This window comes from Bifidobacterium panos, assembly GCF_012932445.1.
Taxonomy (GTDB): domain Bacteria; phylum Actinomycetota; class Actinomycetes; order Actinomycetales; family Bifidobacteriaceae; genus Bifidobacterium; species Bifidobacterium panos.
Map to the genome: position 1 here is coordinate 223,998 of NZ_JAAIIJ010000002.1, position 17,295 is coordinate 241,292.

Consider the following 17,295-nt stretch of genomic DNA (forward strand, 5'->3'; position numbering starts at 1 on the left):
TCTCCATCCGAAGGCAACGTAACCGACTGTGGCGTACAATCGGCGATATGGTTGCAAATAATGCGGGACAGCCCGCCACCCCAGCAGATCTGATCAATGTCGACGAGGTCATCGGTAAGTATTATGACGTCGTTCCCGACCCTGAAGTTCCCGAGCAGCGCGTTTCGTTCGGCACGTCCGGCCACCGCGGCTCGTCGCTGAAAACCTCGTTCAACGAGGCGCATATCGTCGCCATCACCCAAGCCATCGCGGAATACCGCAAGAAAGCGGGCGTGAACGGCCCGTTGTATATCGGCCGTGACACCCACGCCCTGAGCGAGCCGGCGTTCAAGACCGCCGTCGAGGTGCTGGTCGCCAATGGCGTGACGGTGCGCATCGACGCGCGCGACGACTTCACCCCCACGCCGGTCGTCTCCCAGGCGATTCTGACCCACAATCGCGCGGCGGACGGCACCCAGCGCTTCAGCGGCGAGGGGCTGGCCGACGGCATCGTGGTCACCCCCTCGCATAACCCCCCCACCGACGGCGGTTTCAAATACGACCCCGTCACCGGCGGCCCCGCCCCGGCCGACGTGACCAACGCGATCGCCGACCGGGCGAACGAACTGCTCGGCGACTTCAAGAACGTCAAACGCGTGCCGTTCGAGGAAGCCGTCAAGTCCGATTTGGTGGAGCGTTTCGACTATCGCGACCATTATGTGCGCGATTTGGAGAATGTCATCGACTTCGATGTAATTCGCTCCTCGGGCGTGCGCCTGGGCATCGACCCGCTGGGCGGCGCATCGGTGAATTACTGGCCGCTGATGAACGAGGTCTATGGGCTTTCCATCGACGTGGTGCGCCCTGAAGTCGACCCGACTTGGCGCTTCATGACCATCGATCACGACGGCAAGATTCGCATGGACCCTTCGTCGCCGTACGCCATGAAGGGTTTGGTTGATTCGCTCAACGCCGGCGCGTGGGACAAGTACGACCTGGTGGGCGGCACCGACCCGGACGCCGACCGCCACGGCATCGTCTGCCCGAACTGGGGGGTCATGAACCCGAACCATTACATCGCCGTGTGCGTGGAATACCTCTTCGGCGGCAATCGCCCCGACTGGCCGGCCGGCGCGGGCATCGGCAAAACCTTGGTGAGTTCCTCGCTCATCGACCGCGTGGCCGCTTCCATCAACGCCAAGCTGGTCGAGGTGCCGGTGGGCTTCAAGTGGTTCGTCGACCCGCTGTTCAAAGGCGAAGTCGCGTTCGGCGGAGAGGAAAGCTCCGGCATGAGCTTCCTGCGCCGTGACGGGCGCGTGTGGACCACCGACAAGGACGGCCTGATTCCCGATCTGCTCGCGGCGGAAATCACCGCCAAGACAGGCAAGAACCCGGCCGAACTGCACCAATCCCAAGTGGAGCGTTTCGGCGAAAGCTGGTACAAGCGCGTCGATACGCCGACCACGCTGGAGCAGAAGCAGAAGTTCGCGGCGTTGAGTGGCGACGACGTGACGGCCACCCAGCTGGCCGGAGAAGACATCACCGCCAAGCTCACCGAGGCGCCGGGCAACCACGCCAAGATCGGCGGTCTGAAGGTGACCACGGCCGACAACTGGTTCGCCGCCCGCCCCTCCGGCACCGAGAACATCTACAAGGTCTACGCCGAGTCTTTCACCTCCCCCGAGGCGCTGGACAAGGTGTTGGATGAGGCCACCGAAGTCGTCAACAAAGCCTTGAGTTGATTGATGGAGTGTCTTCTTCGTTGCCGCTGAAGTCGACATACCTTCGTATGCCTTCCTTCAGCGCGCCTCGAAGCCACACACATCAATCAACTCAAGAAAACGGAGAATGTCTTCTTCGTCGTTGAACCGCGAATAAGCCGCTGGAATGCTGGGTTCCGGCGGCTTTTCCATATTCTCCGAATGGTTATGGTTCATGGTTGTGAAGAGGATGTGATGAACGCGGAGGGCTTCGACCACATACCCCGAAATCCCCTCGCCGCTTCAGCGATTTCCCGTAGTCTGCTATCACACAACGTTGTGTTATACGGTTTGACTTCTACAAGGGAAAGGGTATAATAATGGAGCAATGGAGAGTGGATACTGCTCTTATAGAGAACTGGATGGATCAGCAAAGCGCGGCTGATATAGCGCTGCTTCAGGGAGCGTTGCATCAGCTTCGAGAACATGGGCCCGCGCTGCGCAGACCTCTTGTCGGCGAAGTTAGGCGTTCACGATTCAAGAACATGAAGGAGTTGCGCCCACCTTCCACGGGAAGGAGTGAAATTAGAATCCTATTCGCATTCGACCCTGAACGAAGCGCGATTCTTCTTCTTGCAGGAGACAAGGCTAATGAATCAGGAGTGCGTGGAGCGTTGAAGTGGAACCAATGGTATCGCTCAGCGATTCCACAAGCGGACAAACTATATGAAGAGCACCTCAACAACCTCAAAAGGAGGAAAGCATGAGCAACGAGAAACCATTCCTTGATATCGATGACTATGTTAAGCAGCGCGGTGACATCACGCCGGAGATGATGGAGTGGGCGCGTCAACGAACGGAAGAATACATCCGCGACTACGAGCTCAAACAGGCTCGCCAGCAGTGCAAACTCACACAGGTCGCGCTGGCGGCGAAAATGAAGATCAGCCAGAAGCGGGTGAGCGAAATCGAAAACGGCAAAATCGAGCGGCTCAAGGTGAGCACGTTGCAACGCTACGCCGAGGCGCTCGGCGGCAAGCTCAAAATCAGCTTCGAGCTGCCCGACAAGACCATCTCCATGCTGGGATAAACGAAACCGGAGCGACCCGTCTGTTTCGTCAGATTTCGCGGATGGCCCATTCGCCGGTGCGATTGGAGGCGACGACCATCTGATTGTTGCCCAACTCGCGCCACCCGTCGGCTTCGGGCTGGTCGAAACCGGACGAAGCGACCACGACCCCGGCTGCCGCGCCCTGCTCGTTCACCAGCGCACGATAGCGCATCACGCGGTAATCGGCGGCTTTCGCGCCCTCGCCGTATTCCTCGTAGATTTCGACGATGCGCGACGACGTGCGTTCGCGCCCGGCGGCGTTCAACGCGATAAATTGATCCTGCGACTGGATCATGCAGTTGTAGCTCGCCTTCGGATAAGCCCGCCGCAACTCGCGCACCGCCTGTGCCACGGCCTCGTCCAGCTCATAGCCGAAAGCGACATATTCAAGAATGATGGAGAAGAAAATCGCGGAATCCGAGCGCCCTCCGGTGGACAGGAACGTGCTGTGATTGAACGGATATTGCTTGTTCTCGACGATGTTGCGCCCGTGCGAATCGGAGATGTCGCCGTTGTGGATGAAACTCAGCCCGTTGGCGAAGAACGGCTGCTGGTTTTCCATGATCAGCGGCAGTCCGGAGGAGGCGAGCCGCAGATGCCACAGAGCGCCGCGCACCGGCTCGCTCGCCAGCTCGTCGAACAGTGGGTCATACAGCGCGGCCACAGTGGTTTTGTACAGTTTGGTGCCGGTTTCCGGCGAAGGCGCGCCGCCATCGTCGACGCCCGGCGTTTCGGGCGGGTCGTACAGCGCCGCGCAGCCCCAGCCGTCGTTGTGGATGCGGCTCATGTCGCGGAATGCGCGCGACGCCCGCTCCCCCAGGATAGTGTCAAGGCTCAGGTTGAACCCCGCCGTGGCATATCCCAGTAATCTGCACATGGTACGACACGCTACCGCACGACCGAAACGACGCGCGGAGGGCGTTATAACCACTGCCTATATCCCACTATTCATCTCACGTCTCACTCAGCCGTGCGCTTGAGCTTCGGCGAGCGGCGAGTGGGCACGAACAGCGGCTGAACCTCGACCAAAGGGTTGTATGGCGCAAGACCAAACCACTTGACCGCCGAGCCGGCCACGTGGCGAATCGCGTATTTGACCGACAGCGACAACTCGCCGCGCCGCGACACCTTCGATTCGGGCATCAGCGCCTTGTGCACCAGCACGTAGCGGATCGTGCCGATGCTTGGGTCGGCGTCCACCTTGGGATACACGGACTTCTGCTGCGGCAGCTCGCCGGTCTCCTCCAAATCGTGCATGATCTGGTGCAGGTAGGTGGGAATCGACTGCGACACCTTGAACCCCAGCCGAATCTTGACGCGGAACAGATAGGTGGTGCCGAAGTTCTCCACCGCGTATTCGCGCGTGAACGGCTGGTCGGTGGTCTCCACGCTCACGGCCCACCAGGCGCGGGCTCGCTTGGGATTGTCGGCGAAAATCGAGAAGAAGATGTTGGTGTCGAGCCGCTTCATCTCGGTATCGGAGGTGAGGTAGATGATGTTGTCCGCGAAATAGGGAATGCGAAAATCGCCGTGCAGCTTGTCCAGTGTGGGAAGGAAGTCCTTCGGTTTCATATGGCGGCGTTGGGCGCGTTCGATCTTCGTGCCGTCGCGCCATGTGATCATCACGAACAGAATCGCCAGCGTGAGCAGGCAGGTGAACCAGCCGCCATGCAGGAACTTGGCCATCGAAGCCACGAAGAACAGCGTCTGAATGGCAAGAAATACCACCAGAAACACCATGCTCCAGAACTTGGATTTGCGGTGCCAGATGTAGACGGCCAGCAGAATGGTGGTGGTGATCATCGTGACGGTGAGCGCCAAGCCATACGCGGCGGAGATATGCTCCGAATCGCGGAAGATGGCGAGCACGAGCAGTGTGGAGACGCACAGCACGATATTGACCACCGGAATGTACAGTTGCCCGCGAGTGCGGGCCGGATAGCGCACCTGCAAGTGCGGCATCCAATCGAGGCGCGTGGCTTCCGAAACCATTGTGAACGCGCCGGTGATCAGCGCCTGCGAGGCGATGATGCCCGCGGTAACCGACAGCACCACCGCAAGATAGCGCACCGAGGGGGTCATCATTTCAAAGAAGGGGTTCAGGCCGTGCATGCGGTTATAGGCGGAGTCGTCCCAGTGGTTGAGCATCCACGCGCCTTGGCCGAAATAGCACAGCACCAGCGCCACCTTGATGAACGGCCAGGTGAAATAGATGTTGCCCCGGCCCACATGCCCCATGTCGGAATACAGCGCCTCGGCGCCGGTGGTCGACAGGAACACGGTGCCCATCACTGCCAGCCCCGCGGCGTTGTGTGGGCTGAAGAGGAACTTGACGCCATAGACGGGGTTGAGCGCGGCAAACACGCTCCAATCGTTGCTTAAGTTCACCAAGCCCACGACGGCCAGGAATGTGAACCACACCATCACCACGGAGCCGAACACCTTGCCGATGCGCTCGGTGCCGCGCGACTGCACGCAGAACAGCAGCACGATGATCACCACGGTGATCATCAGCGTCAGGTCTTTGTTCTGCGTGAACAGCGATTCCAACGCGGGCAGGGTTTCCAAACCCTCGACGGCGGAACTGATCGACACGGCCGGGGTGAGCACCGAGTCGGCCAGGAAAGCCGCACCGCCGAGCATGGCGGGAATCGCCAGCCACGCGCCGTATTTGCGAATCAGCGAGTAGAGCGCGAAGATGCCTCCCTCGCCGTTGTTGTCGATGCGCATGGCGATCAGCACGTATTTGACGGTGGTGATCAGCGTGATCGACCAGAACACCAGCGACAGCACGCCGAGCACGGCTTCGCGGTTGGCGTGCGCCAGGCCGCCCTGACCGCTCAGGAAGGTCTGCATGGTGTACAGCGGCGAGGTGCCGATGTCGCCGTAGACCACGCCCAGCGCCACGAGGGACATGGCGAGCGTGATCTTGTTCGGGCCGGATTGCAGACGCGCCCACCAACGGCCGATTGGGCCGCGTTCGTGCGCGCTGGCGAGCTTTTGGGCTTGCTTGGTCTCGGCTTCGGCTTGCTTGGCCAGTTCGGCGCGCTCCTCTTTGGTCAGGGAGCGGCGGGACACCTTGGGCGCGTTGGTGAAAGTGTCGGCGCGCAGGAGCGTTTCGTCTGGCTTGTCACCCGAGCCATTGCTGCCGTTGCGACCGGTCCGGCGATTCTGATTACTCTGCTTATTGCCGCTTTGCGAGCCGGGTTGCCCCTGCTGTTGCCTACGCTTCGCCTGACGTTTCGATTCCGCCATATTGCAAGACCTCCATGGGCGCAAGGCCTATCCTCGCGCAATCAACATCAGAGACATGCTAGTCCGTTCCTTTCGCAAGTCAAACGGACACGGGAGCGTTGTGCTTTGCTCAATTGGGTAATGACGTCAGCCATATTCTCCGTTATGCGGGCGCATGTGGCATGCCCCCACCTTGCGGCAAGCATGTGGCTCAGATGCCGTAGACCTCATGGGTCGTGCGGCGGGTGGCGCGGGCCACTTCGGCTACGGGCAGGTCGAGTGCGTCGGCCATGGCGTGCAGGGTGTAGGGAATCATATAGGGCGCGTTGGTACGGCCGCGATAGGGCATGGGTGTCAGGTATGGCGCGTCGGTTTCGACCATTGCATGATCGAGACCGACGATGCGCAGCGATTCGCGGATGCCGTCGTTGCCTTTATAGCTGCACGTGCCGGAGAAACTTAAGTACCAGCCATGCTCGCGGGCGATTTCGGCCATCTCGGCATCGCCGGAGTAGCTGTGGAACACCGTGCGCTCCGGCGCGCCGTCGGCGAGCAGCGTTTCGATGACTTGGCTGTGGGCGTCGCGGTCGTGAATCTGCATCGGCAGGTTCAGCTCCTTGGCAAGCGCGATATGCGCGCGGAACGCCTCGCGTTGCAGTTCCATTGCCTCCTCGCCGGTGCGGAACAGATCCATGCCGGTTTCGCCAATGGCCACCACTTGGCTTGGGTAGGTGACGGCGAGACGGCGCACTTCGGCGAGCGCGTCCTCGAAACCGGTGTCGTGCCAAGGCTGGTATTTGATGGGCAAGCCGTCGGGGCCGGGCACGGCGCGGTGCCCGTGACGCACGGCTTCGTTCGGATGGATGGCGAGCGCCGCATGCACGTTGTCGTGTTCGCGGGCCATATCGATGGCGGTCATCAGGTTCGGCAGTTCACAGCCGCAATCGATGACGCCGCTCACGCCCACGGCCAGCGCCTGTTGCAACAACTCATCAACGCTGTAGACGGGCACTTCGTCTTGGCCTTTCGCCACGGCCTCGTGGCTCATGGCGCGCGAAAATGGCACGACGGAGGCGACATGCGTGTGGTTGTCGACAACTTGCGCGTCTTCGGGCAACGGCTCGGGTGCCGGTGCCCAGCTGCGGTCGCGGTGTTTTTTGCTCATACGCCCACCATACCGCCGGCGAGCCACCAACGACATGGTTTATCTTAAGTGCCTTAAGTGCCGACGACTTCCTGTGGGCGCGCAGGGCAAGCAACTCACCGCTTGAGTTTACGCGGCCTCTTGCTTTTTCTTGCCGAACTTGGCTTTGCACAGGCCGACGATGGTGGGGGCGAGCGAGACCAGCAGGATGAGCACAATGACCAGCTCGAAATGCTGTTGCACAGCCGGAATGTTGCCGAAGAAATAGCCCAGCAGAGTGAACAGCGTCGACCAGACCAAACCGCCCAGCACCGAGAACGGGGTGAAGCGGCTCCAGCGCATGCCGGAAATGCCGGAGATGAACGGCATGAACGTGCGGATGAAGGGGAAGAAGCGGCCCAGAAACACGGCCAGCGGCCCCCACTTTTCGATCATGGCCTCGGTTTTCGCCACGCGCTCTGGGGTCATGGCCTTAACCTTGCCGGACTGGATGATGCGGCGGCCGAAGAAGTGGCCGATGAAATAATTGCATTGGTCGCCGATGATCGGCGCGCACCACACCACGGGCAGCAATGCCATCAGCGGCAGGGGTGCTTCGCCCGTGGCCGCGTCGGGGGCAGCGAACACGCCGGCCGCGAACAACAGCGAATCACCGGGAAGGAAGGGGAAGAACACCACGCCGGTCTCGATGAAGATAATCAGGAAGATGAAGCCCAGGGTGGGTGTCACCCCCATGGCGATCCAGCCGGCGATGGCGCCACGCGGGTCTTTCAGCAGGTTTACGATGAAATCAATAAAGCCCATGCGATTCTCAAATGTTTCTCATTCAACCGGCTTGACCGGTGCTCCAATTATTCGGTTGGTCGTTTGAAACCGTCAACCACCCTACCAGCGGGGGCACGACGGACTAGTCAAACTGGTTACTGTTGTCCAAATCTGCACAATTTGATGCCGCTGTGAGTTTGCGCGCTCAAGCCGTTTCAAGACGCTGGCGCACGAAGCCATCCAGCGCGGCGGCATCAATGCCTTCATATGAGTCGATGGAGGCGAATTGCGGGCCGACGGAAGTGTCGGAGCGAATCCAGCCGGTCTGCGCAATGGTGGTGGCACCGGAGGCGGCTCCCGCGCGCAAGCCGGACATGGAATCCTCCATCACCACGCAACGGGACATGTGCTCGGGGGCAATGCCCAGCTTCGCCGCGGCGGCCAGGTACGGCGCGGCATTCGGCTTGTGCTCGTAAGGGTCGTCGCCGCACACGTAGCCGGCGAACAGCCCTGACGCATGTTTCATAACGTTCTCGGCCATGCGGCGCTGCGATGTGGTGACCAACATGCATGGCACATCGGCATCCTTAAGCGAGTGCAACACGTCGCGCACACCGTCGATCCACGGCAAGTGCGCCACTTCGGCGCGATACACATAATCCTTGACCTGCACGTCGATCTGCTCGACGCTCAGCGTGCAGCCGCGCTCGATCATGCGGAGGGCGATGTCGGGCACCGGCGTGCCGGAGTACTGCCAGCCGAGATCCTCATCCCAATAGCCGCCGTTGGCGAGAGCCAGTTTGAGTTCGCCCTCATGCCACAGCGGTTCCGAATCGATCAGTGTGCCATCCAGATCCCAGAACACGGCTTCAAGCAGCATGATTCCTCCAACAGTAGCGGCTATAGATGCGTACCTCCATCACACCAAATCAACGTGACAAATCGGGCAGTCAGTAGCGCCAGACGATCACCGATTTGGAATCGGCACCATCGGTTGTCTCATAATCATCGGAGGACGAGGGCAGCTCGCGCATGCGGGTGCGGATGGTGCGTCGCCACATGCGGGCGCTGTTGGAGCGGCGCATCTCCACGATGTCGCCGTCGCGACCGGCCGCGAACACACTGCCGTCTGCCGAGGTTTGCAGCCGCCTGTTCTGGCGGCGCAACTGGCGGTTCTCTTCCTGCAACTGCAGGATTCGGGTGACGCCCGCAAGGTTGATGCCCTCGTCCTGGCTCAGATGCTGGGCCTGAATCAGGCGGTCGACGTCGCGCAGGCAATACCGCCTCGCGCCGCCTTCGGTGCGCTGCGGCACCACCAGCCCGAGACGGTCGTATTGGCGCAGGGTTTGGGGGTGGATACGCGCCAATTCGGCTGCTTGGCCGACTGTGAACACAGGCAGTTCGATGTCGAAACCGGCGTTGTCGGCACCGTCCAAGTCGGCGCGCCCCAGCACCAGTGCGGTTGCACACATCGCGTACAGTTGGCGCATCTGCGGTGTCACCCGTGCCATTGTTCACCTCCCCGGCCTAAAGTCACTTACGCTCGTTGCAGAAACGCGCCCGCCGCCTTGTCGAACTCCTTGGCGGCATGCTTGGTCGCCATATTTGGCTTGGCAGGCACCTGAATCTCAACGAGCCCGATGAGATCGCCCGACTGGCCGCCCGACTGCACGCCCTTGCCGCTCACCTTCACTTGCGTGCCGCTGGACGAACCGGCGGGCACCTTGAAGGTCACCGGCTTGCCGTCGAAATCAGTGACTTCGATCTTCGCACCGGCCACAGCCTCGCCCACGGTGACGGGCAACGGCATCACGATGTCAGACCCACGCAACGTGAATTTCGGGTCGGCGGCGACGCTGACCTGCAGATACAGATCGCCCGCCTTGCCGCCGTTGCGCCCCGGCTTGCCCTTGCCGGCGAGACGAATCTTCTGCCCGTCCTTGACTCCGGCGGGAATATGCGTCTTGAACTTCTTGCCACCCGCAGACAGCGACACCGTCGCGCCCTTGACAGCCTGGCGGAAGGTCAGGTTGATCTTCGAGGTGCGGTCCTCGCCGCGCTCGGGACGCGCCGGCTCCTCATAGCCCGCATGCCCGCCACCGTATGGCGCACCCGCCTGACCGGCACCAGCCGCGCCGCCGAACATCGAGAAGATGTCGCTGATATTCGGCTGCCCGCTGCCGGATGTCGAAAAACGAATGCGCGAGCCGCCCGGGCCGGCGCCGAACATCGAACCGAACATGTCGGAGAAGCTGGAGGCGTCGAAGCCGCCTTGACCGGAGCCTCCCGCGAATCGCGCGCCACCCATGCCGAACTGTCGGATGGCGTCGTATTTGCGGCGCTCTTCCTTGTTGCTCAGCACGTCGTAGGCTTCGGAGATGTCCTTGAACTTCTCCTCGGCTTCCTTGGTTTTGTTCACGTCGGGGTGATATTTGCGCGCCAGCTTGCGATAGGCCTTCTTGATGTCGTCGGCTGTGGCGTCCTTGGAGACACCGAGGACCTTGTAGAAATCCTTGTTCAGCCATTCATTCTCAGCCATCACTGCCTCCTTTCATGGTGATATGTGCTTATGGTTACGCGGGTTACGCGCCCGCCTCTGGTCAATGGACACTTGACTTCGGTCAGCACTTTGGTCAGCTCTTGGGCGAGGCGACCACCACGCGAGCGGCGCGAATCACACGATCGCCGATGCGATAGCCTGCCTCCACCACGGTGTCGACGGTTTCCTTTTCGGCCGTTTCGTCCGGCTTGTGCAGAATCGCGTCGTGCTTGGTGGGATCGAAGTCCTCCCCCGCCTCACCGAACTTCTCGACGCCGAACTTCTCGAAGGTCTTGTCGATTTTCGCGGCGACGGCCTTGAATGAGTCGTCCATCTCGGAGTTCGCGCGAATGCGGTCGATGTCGTCCAAGGCGGGCAGCAGCGCGGTCAGCACGTCGATGATGCCGTGCTGGCGGAATCGCTCCTGCTCCTTGGCCGTGCGGTTGCGGAAGTTGACAAACTCCGCACGCTCACGTTGCAACGCCTCCAAGTAGTCCGCGGCTTCCTTCTTCGCCTTGCCCAGCGGGGTCAGCGAATCGTCGGCTTGCGCCTCGTCGTTCTGAGCGGCCGTCTCTTCCAACGGCTCAGCCTGTTCACCGGCATCTGCATCACAAGTGGCATCCGGCGCGGCGGCGGCATCCTGATCACTCAGGCCAGCCGCCGCGTCGTCCGCGTCGGGCAAATCCTTCAGGTAATCGTCCTTATTGAACTCAGCCATGGGGTGCGCCCTTACTTGTCGCCCTTGTCGTCATCGTCCACGACTTCGGCATCCACCACGTCGTCGTCGGAGGCGGAACCGCCCTCGCCAGCCACACCGGCACCCGCCTCCCCGGCGGCAGCGCCCTCGGCACCCTGCTGTGCGTACAGCGCCTGGCCGACCTTCTGCGCGGAGGTCATCAGCTCGCTTTGCGCGGTCTTGATCTTCTCGATGTCCTCGCCCTTCAGCGCCTCCTTCAGCTCGTTGACCTTGTCGGTGACCTCCTTGGCCACGTCGTCGGAGAGCTTGTCCTTGTTGTCGTTGACGAGCTTCTCGGTGGAATAGGCGAATGCCTCGGCCTGGTTGCGGGTCTCGGCCTCCTCCTTGCGTTTCTTGTCTTCGGCCTCGTGCGCCTCGGCCTCCTTGACCATGCGGTCGATCTCGTCCTTGGGCAGGCCCGAACCGCCGGTGATGGTCATGGACTGCTCCTTGCCGGTGCCCTTGTCCTTGGCGGAAACGTGCACGATGCCGTTGGCGTCGATATCGAACGTGACCTCGATCTGCGGCACGCCACGCGGAGCCGGCGCGATGCCGGTCAGCTCGAAAGTGCCCAGCGGCTTGTTGTCGCGCGCGAACTCACGCTCGCCCTGATAGACCTGAATCAGCACGCTCGGCTGGTTGTCCTCAGCGGTGGAGAACACCTCGGAGCGCTTGGTCGGGATGGCGGTGTTGCGGTCGATGAGCTTGGTCATGATGCCGCCCTTGGTCTCGATGCCGAGCGACAGCGGCGTGACGTCGATCAACAGCACGTCCTTACGATCGCCCTTGATGACACCCGACTGCACGGCCGCACCCACGGCCACGACCTCATCCGGGTTGACGGACTGGTTCGCTTCCTTGCCGCCGGTGAGCTCCTTGACGAGCTCCTTGACGGCGGGCATACGGGTGGAACCGCCCACCAACACCACATGGTCGATGTCGGAAACGGAGATGCCCGCGTCCGAAAGCACGTTGTTGAACGGCGTGCGGCAACGGCCCAGCAAATCGGAGGTCATCTCCTCGAAGTGGGCGCGCGTGAGCGTTTCGTCCAGATGCACCGGCGTGCCGTCGGGCGTCATGGCCAGGTACTGCATGGAGATGGAGGTGCTGGTCGAGCTCGACAGCTCCTTCTTGGCCTGTTCGGAGGCTTCCTTCAGACGCTGCAGGGCGATCTTATCCTTGCTCAGGTCCACGCCGTACTTGTTCTTGACTTCGCCGACGAGCCAATCGATGATCTTCTGATCCCAGTCGTCGCCGCCCAAGCGGTTGTCGCCGTTGGTGGCCTGCACCTGGATGGTGGAGAAGCCGTCGTCGTCCTTGCCGATTTCCAGCAGGGAGACGTCGAAGGTGCCGCCGCCCAGGTCGAAGACCAGAATGCGCTCGTCTTCCTTGCCTTTCTCCAGGCCGTAGGCCAGCGCGGCCGCGGTCGGCTCGTTGATGATGCGCAGCACGTTCAGGCCCGCGATCTTGCCGGCGTCTTTGGTGGCCTGGCGCTGGGCGTCATTGAAGTAGGCCGGGCAGGTGATCACCGCGTCGGTGACCGGCTCGCCCAGATAGGCTTCAGCATCGCGCTTGAGCTTCATCAGGATCTGCGCGGAGATTTCCTGCGGCGTCCACTTCTTGTCGTCGATTTCCACTGTCCAGTCGGTGCCCATGTGGCGCTTGACGGAGCTGATGGTGCGGTCGACGTTGGTGACGGCCTGACGCTTGGCGACTTCGCCGACGAGGATTTCGCCGGACTTGGAGAAGGCGACCACGGACGGCGTGGTGCGCGCGCCTTCGGCGTTGACGATGACGGTGGGTTCGCCGCCTTCCAGCGTTGCGATGCAGGAATTCGTGGTGCCCAGATCGATACCAACTGCACGTGCCATAATTGATGACTCCTTTTTATCTGTGCGCCCCGCCTCGCTGGCGGCACGCGGTTCGTGTTTCACGGTGTTCCGCTCACGTCTTGCCCGAGCCTCACAACCCGTTTTCAAAACTTGAGCCTACACCACTCAACTTTCGTTCGTCAACTTTTATTCCCACATTTTTCACAACACAGCACCATCGAGCAACTGGCAAAGTAAAGTTGCCAGTTTTGTCGCAAATTGGCAAAGTAAAGTTGCCAGTTTTCATGCATATTGGCAAAGTAGAACTGCCAGTTCCGGCACATATTGGCAAAGTAAAGTTGCCAGTTCTGGCATATATTGGTAAAGTAAAGTTACCAGTTTTGGTACATAGTGGTAAAGTAAAGTTGCCAGTTCCAGCCGGCATGCCATAGGGAGAAACCGCCATGAATCCAATAATCGCAAGCATCCTGCAGGATTTCTCACTTGACGACTATCTGCCGATCACCCCCCGCGACCTTGATCTCGGCGAGCCGCTCCAGCCCAAAAAAGGCAATCTCGTCAAGGTCATTATCGGCATGCGCCGAAGCGGCAAAAGCTACCGTCTGTTTCAGGAGATGAATTCGCTGATGGCCAGTGGCGTCAGCCCCGAGCGCATCTGTTATTTCAATTTCGAAGACGACCGCCTCTCCCCCGTCACTGCCGAGACCGGAGACGAAGTTCTGGAAACGTTCCGCGCGCTCCATCCCGAAGCTGCGGAGCAGGGAATCTATCTGTTCTTTGACGAGTTGCAGGAAATGCAGAATTGGGGTTCATGGTTGCGGCGCATCGTAGATACGAACAAGGCGACCATTTATATAAGCGGGTCGTCTTCGAAGATGCTGTCAACACAGATTGCCACCGAATTTCGCGGCAGAGCCATCGATTTCGAGCTGTTGCCGTACTCGTTCCGCGAGATTGCGCGCAACCGAGGGCTGCTCGACGCCCGTAGCGGCGCGAGCACGGCCGTTTTTTCGACCGCCCAGCGAGCCAAGCTGCGCAACGCATTCGGCGAGTACCTGCAACGAGGCGGCTTTCCGGCAGCCCAGGAATTGCCGGAACAGCTGGCCATTCCACTGCTGCAATCGTATGCACAGCGTGTCGTTTCGCGTGATGTGGTGGAGCGCCACAACATCTCCCGCCCGCGCGTGGCGACGGCGTTCGCACGACGCGTTCTGAACTCGAACGGCAAGCAACTGTCAATTCGCAAAACGGAAAACACGCTGCGCTCTATGGGTCTGCCGACCAGCCGCGAACTGTTGTCCGACATGCTGTCGTATCTGGAAGAGGCTTATCTGATATTCCAGATCCGCGATTTTTCATTCGCCTTGAGCGAGAGCACGACCAGCACACCGAAGATTTACGCCATCGACCCGGGGCTGGCCGCCGCCAACGCGAACGCGAACATCAACGACGAAGGTCAGCGCTTGGAAGACGCGGTGTATCTGGAGCTGCGCAGACGAACCATCGGCACCCGGCGCGGCACGATTTCGTCGTATCACACAACAACACATGGTTACGAAATCGACTTTGTGGTCGGCGACGAGCTGGACGGACGCCCTTACGAGCTGTATCAAGTCACTGACTCGGTTAGCGATCCGCACACTCGCGAGCGCGAGTTGCGCGCGCTGTGGGAAGCAATGGACGATTCGGGCCTGACCTGCGGCACACTCATCGTGGGCGAAGGCGAAGACGCCACATACGAGAACCAGTCCGAGGGTGGCACGAAGCATACTGTTACGCAGATTCCCGCGTGGAAATGGATGTTGCAGAGCGACTGAGGCAACCAGATATAACGGGTTTGAAAGCGCATCAAACTCGTTTTGCAATCGTTGTCAGTATGAGGTATCTTGGATAGCAATTGAGAAAGCACAAACGCGTTGAAATTCAGTGTTGAGTTTCATAGAAGACGTTTGCAAAACATTCAGGAAGGGCAGGGGCATTATGACCGATAGCACACCATGCACGGAAAGCGCCGAACGTCTCGCGCGCCCGCTGATTCGTCTCGCCAAGGCGAACGGATTGTCCACTTCATACATCGACCAGCTTGGCACTTACACCGAAATCAGCGACGAGGCGCTGGTGGCCGTGCTCGCGGCGCTCGGGGTCGATGCTTCCAGCAGCGAAGCCATCACCGCTTCCACGGCCGCACTCGAAGAGCGTCAGCGTAAGCAGCTGATGCCTCCCACCATTGTCGTCACCACCAACGAAGCGGCGGCCATCGAGCTGAACTGCGCGCCGGACGTGGATATCACCGCCGCCATCACGCTTGAGGACGGCACCACGTTCGCCGGCGACATCACCACCCTGCCAAATCCGAACTCCAGCCATGCCACGCTCGCCATCAGCCCCGACCTGCCGATGGGATACCACACCCTGCACGTCAAGGCCGGCGGGCGTGAAGCCAGCGCCACCATCATCTGCGCTCCCGCGCGCATCGAGCTGCCGCAAGCCGTCGCCGAACACCAGCGCTGGGGTTGGATGACGCAGATGTACTCCGTCCGCTCGTACGAATCGTGGGGTGTGGGCGATTACGGTGATCTCAAGCGACTGCTGACGGACGCGGCCACCAAGTCCGGCGCCGATTTCATGCTCATCAACCCGATTCACGCCGGCGCGCCACAGCCCCCGCTGGAGCCGTCGCCTTATCTGCCCGAATCGCGACGATTCCTCAACGTCACGTACATCCGCCCGCAGGATATCCCCGAATACGCCGAACTGCCCGCCGCCGCGCTGAGCCAAGTGAGCGCATTGCACGCTTCGGTGGCGAGCCGCAACGAGGATGCGGATCCGATGGATATCAACGCGGCTTGGGAAGCCAAACGCCCCGCCCTGCGCATCATCTTCGACGCGGGCCGCTCGCCCGAGCGCCAAGCCGCGTTCGAGGCGTTCGCAACAGCCGCCGGCCCGGATCTGGACTCATTCGCGGCATGGTGCGTCTGCTTCGAGGTGTGGGGCGCGCCGTGGGCAGACAACCCGTGGTTCAGCGAAACGACCGTCACCGACGAATCGGTGCGGCGTCTGATCGCCGAGCACCGCGATCTGTTCGAGTTCAACCGTTGGCTGCAGTGGATCGCCGCCGAGCAGGTGACCGCCGCCCAGCGCGCCGCCCTCGATTCGGGCATGGCCGTCGGCCTCATGCAGGACATGGCCGTGGGTGTGCATGGCTTGGGCGCCGACGCCTGGGCCAACCCGGAGCGCTTCGCCGCCAGCGGGGTCACCGTGGGCTGCCCGCCTGATTTCTACAACCAGCAAGGCCAGGATTGGGGTCAACCGCCGTTCAACCCGCGCTATCTTGAAGCCACCGGCTATCAGGTGTACCGCGAGATGGTGCACTCGATGTACGAGCATGCGGGTGCGGTGCGCATCGACCATGTGCTCGGTTTGTTCCGCCTGTGGTGGATTCCGCAGGGTCTCGGCGCGCGCAACGGCGCCTATGTGAACTACGACCACGAGGCCATGCTGGGTGTGCTCGCCATCGAGGCGACGCGCGTGGGCGGCATGGTCATCGGCGAAGACCTGGGCACTGTGCCCGATTACGCGCGGCGCATTCTCGCCGATCACGGCGTGCTCGGCACCGAAGTCGAATGGTTCGCGCGCGTGGACAACTCGCCCAACGCGGGCGATCCGTACGCTCCGCCGTCCGATTATCGCCGTCAGGCGCTGGCTTCCGTGGTCACGCACGACCTGCCGCCCACCGCCGGCTATCTCAATTTCGAACACGTCGCATTGCGCGAGCAGCTGCATCTGGTGGACGACCCCGCGGCCTTCCGCAAGTCCGCCGAAGCCGAGCAGCACGCCATGATGGAGCGCTTGGTGGAAAGCAGCTACATCACGCCCGAGGTCGCCGCCGACGTGCCCGCGCACGAACAGCAGATCGTCGAGGCAATGCACACCATGCTGTGCGACACCCCCTCGCTGCTGTTGCAAGCCGCCCTGGTGGACGGCGTGGGCGAGCATCGTGCGCAGAACCAGCCGGGCACCTCCAGCGAATACTCGAACTGGCGCGTGCCGCTGGCCGACGCAAACGGCCACGTCGTGCTCACAGGCGATGTATTCGATTCGCCCCGCCTTAAGTCCCTATCCCAAGTCATGCGCGCCGGCGTCGGCCAATAACGGAGGCTTCTCCAAACCACCTACCACCTCCACAGGCACAAATAAGCTTGAGGGAGGCAAGGAAGAGGGCGTGGGCGGAGCTATGATACGGTCATAAGCGTTG

Annotated in this window: 14 protein-coding genes; 5 read left to right on the top strand and 9 right to left on the bottom strand. The window is 61.2% G+C overall.

The window, feature by feature from the left end:
• Positions 1–47: 47 nt before the first annotated feature.
• From pgm to G1C94_RS01035, 3 genes are all read left to right on the top strand, one after another.
• A complete protein-coding gene (gene pgm / locus G1C94_RS01025) occupies positions 48–1,721 on the top strand; it encodes a phosphoglucomutase (alpha-D-glucose-1,6-bisphosphate-dependent) (RefSeq protein ID WP_172143835.1) in 1,674 nt (557 codons plus the stop codon).
• 353 nt (positions 1,722–2,074) lie between these two features.
• Positions 2,075–2,446, top strand: a complete 372-nt coding sequence (locus G1C94_RS01030; RefSeq protein ID WP_335341192.1) for a type II toxin-antitoxin system RelE/ParE family toxin — start codon at positions 2,075–2,077, stop codon at positions 2,444–2,446.
• Complete coding sequence (locus G1C94_RS01035) at positions 2,443–2,769, top strand: helix-turn-helix domain-containing protein (RefSeq protein ID WP_172143839.1); 327 nt, start codon at positions 2,443–2,445, stop codon at positions 2,767–2,769. Before G1C94_RS01030 ends, G1C94_RS01035 begins: the two co-directional genes overlap by 4 nt.
• 28 nt (positions 2,770–2,797) lie before the next feature.
• Here G1C94_RS01035 and G1C94_RS01040 read toward each other — a convergent pair whose 3' ends face one another.
• From G1C94_RS01040 to dnaK, 9 genes are all read right to left on the bottom strand, one after another.
• Positions 2,798–3,667, bottom strand: coding sequence for a class II glutamine amidotransferase (locus tag G1C94_RS01040; RefSeq protein ID WP_172143841.1), 870 nt, complete (start codon positions 3,665–3,667; stop codon positions 2,798–2,800).
• 83 nt (positions 3,668–3,750) lie between these two features.
• Positions 3,751–6,045 carry a KUP/HAK/KT family potassium transporter gene (locus tag G1C94_RS01045; protein WP_172143843.1) on the bottom strand — a complete coding sequence of 765 codons (2,295 nt, stop codon included), beginning with the start codon at positions 6,043–6,045 and terminating at the stop codon, positions 3,751–3,753.
• Positions 6,046–6,235: 190 nt separating this feature from the next.
• On the bottom strand, positions 6,236–7,189 hold the full coding sequence (locus G1C94_RS01050; RefSeq protein WP_172143845.1) for a TatD family hydrolase: 954 nt from the start codon (positions 7,187–7,189) through the stop codon (positions 6,236–6,238).
• Between the two features lie 108 nt (positions 7,190–7,297).
• Entirely contained in the window at positions 7,298–7,972 is a 675-nt protein-coding gene (locus G1C94_RS01055) for a DedA family protein (protein ID WP_172143847.1), read from the bottom strand.
• A 166-nt stretch (positions 7,973–8,138) separates the two neighbouring features.
• Complete coding sequence (locus G1C94_RS01060) at positions 8,139–8,813, bottom strand: HAD family hydrolase (protein ID WP_172143849.1); 675 nt, start codon at positions 8,811–8,813, stop codon at positions 8,139–8,141.
• 70 nt (positions 8,814–8,883) lie between these two features.
• A complete protein-coding gene (locus G1C94_RS01065) occupies positions 8,884–9,444 on the bottom strand; it encodes a heat shock protein transcriptional repressor HspR (protein ID WP_172143851.1) in 561 nt (186 codons plus the stop codon).
• Positions 9,445–9,470: 26 nt separating this feature from the next.
• Positions 9,471–10,472 carry a DnaJ C-terminal domain-containing protein gene (locus G1C94_RS01070; protein ID WP_172143853.1) on the bottom strand — a complete coding sequence of 334 codons (1,002 nt, stop codon included), beginning with the start codon at positions 10,470–10,472 and terminating at the stop codon, positions 9,471–9,473.
• A gap of 94 nt (positions 10,473–10,566) precedes the next feature.
• Positions 10,567–11,190: a nucleotide exchange factor GrpE gene (grpE, locus tag G1C94_RS01075; protein WP_172143855.1), complete on the bottom strand. Its 624-nt coding sequence runs from the start codon at positions 11,188–11,190 to the stop codon at positions 10,567–10,569.
• An 11-nt stretch (positions 11,191–11,201) separates the two neighbouring features.
• Positions 11,202–13,079, bottom strand: a complete 1,878-nt coding sequence (gene dnaK / locus G1C94_RS01080; protein WP_172143857.1) for a molecular chaperone DnaK — start codon at positions 13,077–13,079, stop codon at positions 11,202–11,204.
• Positions 13,080–13,483: 404 nt separating this feature from the next.
• Here dnaK and G1C94_RS01085 point away from each other — a divergent pair, with 404 nt between their 5' ends.
• Together G1C94_RS01085 and malQ are read left to right on the top strand one after the other, a co-directional pair.
• Positions 13,484–14,857 (top strand): ATP-binding protein, encoded by a 1,374-nt coding sequence (locus G1C94_RS01085; protein WP_172143859.1) that lies wholly within the window; start codon positions 13,484–13,486, stop codon positions 14,855–14,857.
• Positions 14,858–15,020: 163 nt separating this feature from the next.
• Positions 15,021–17,192 (top strand): 4-alpha-glucanotransferase, encoded by a 2,172-nt coding sequence (gene malQ, locus G1C94_RS01090; RefSeq protein WP_172143861.1) that lies wholly within the window; start codon positions 15,021–15,023, stop codon positions 17,190–17,192.
• Positions 17,193–17,295 lie beyond the last annotated feature (103 nt).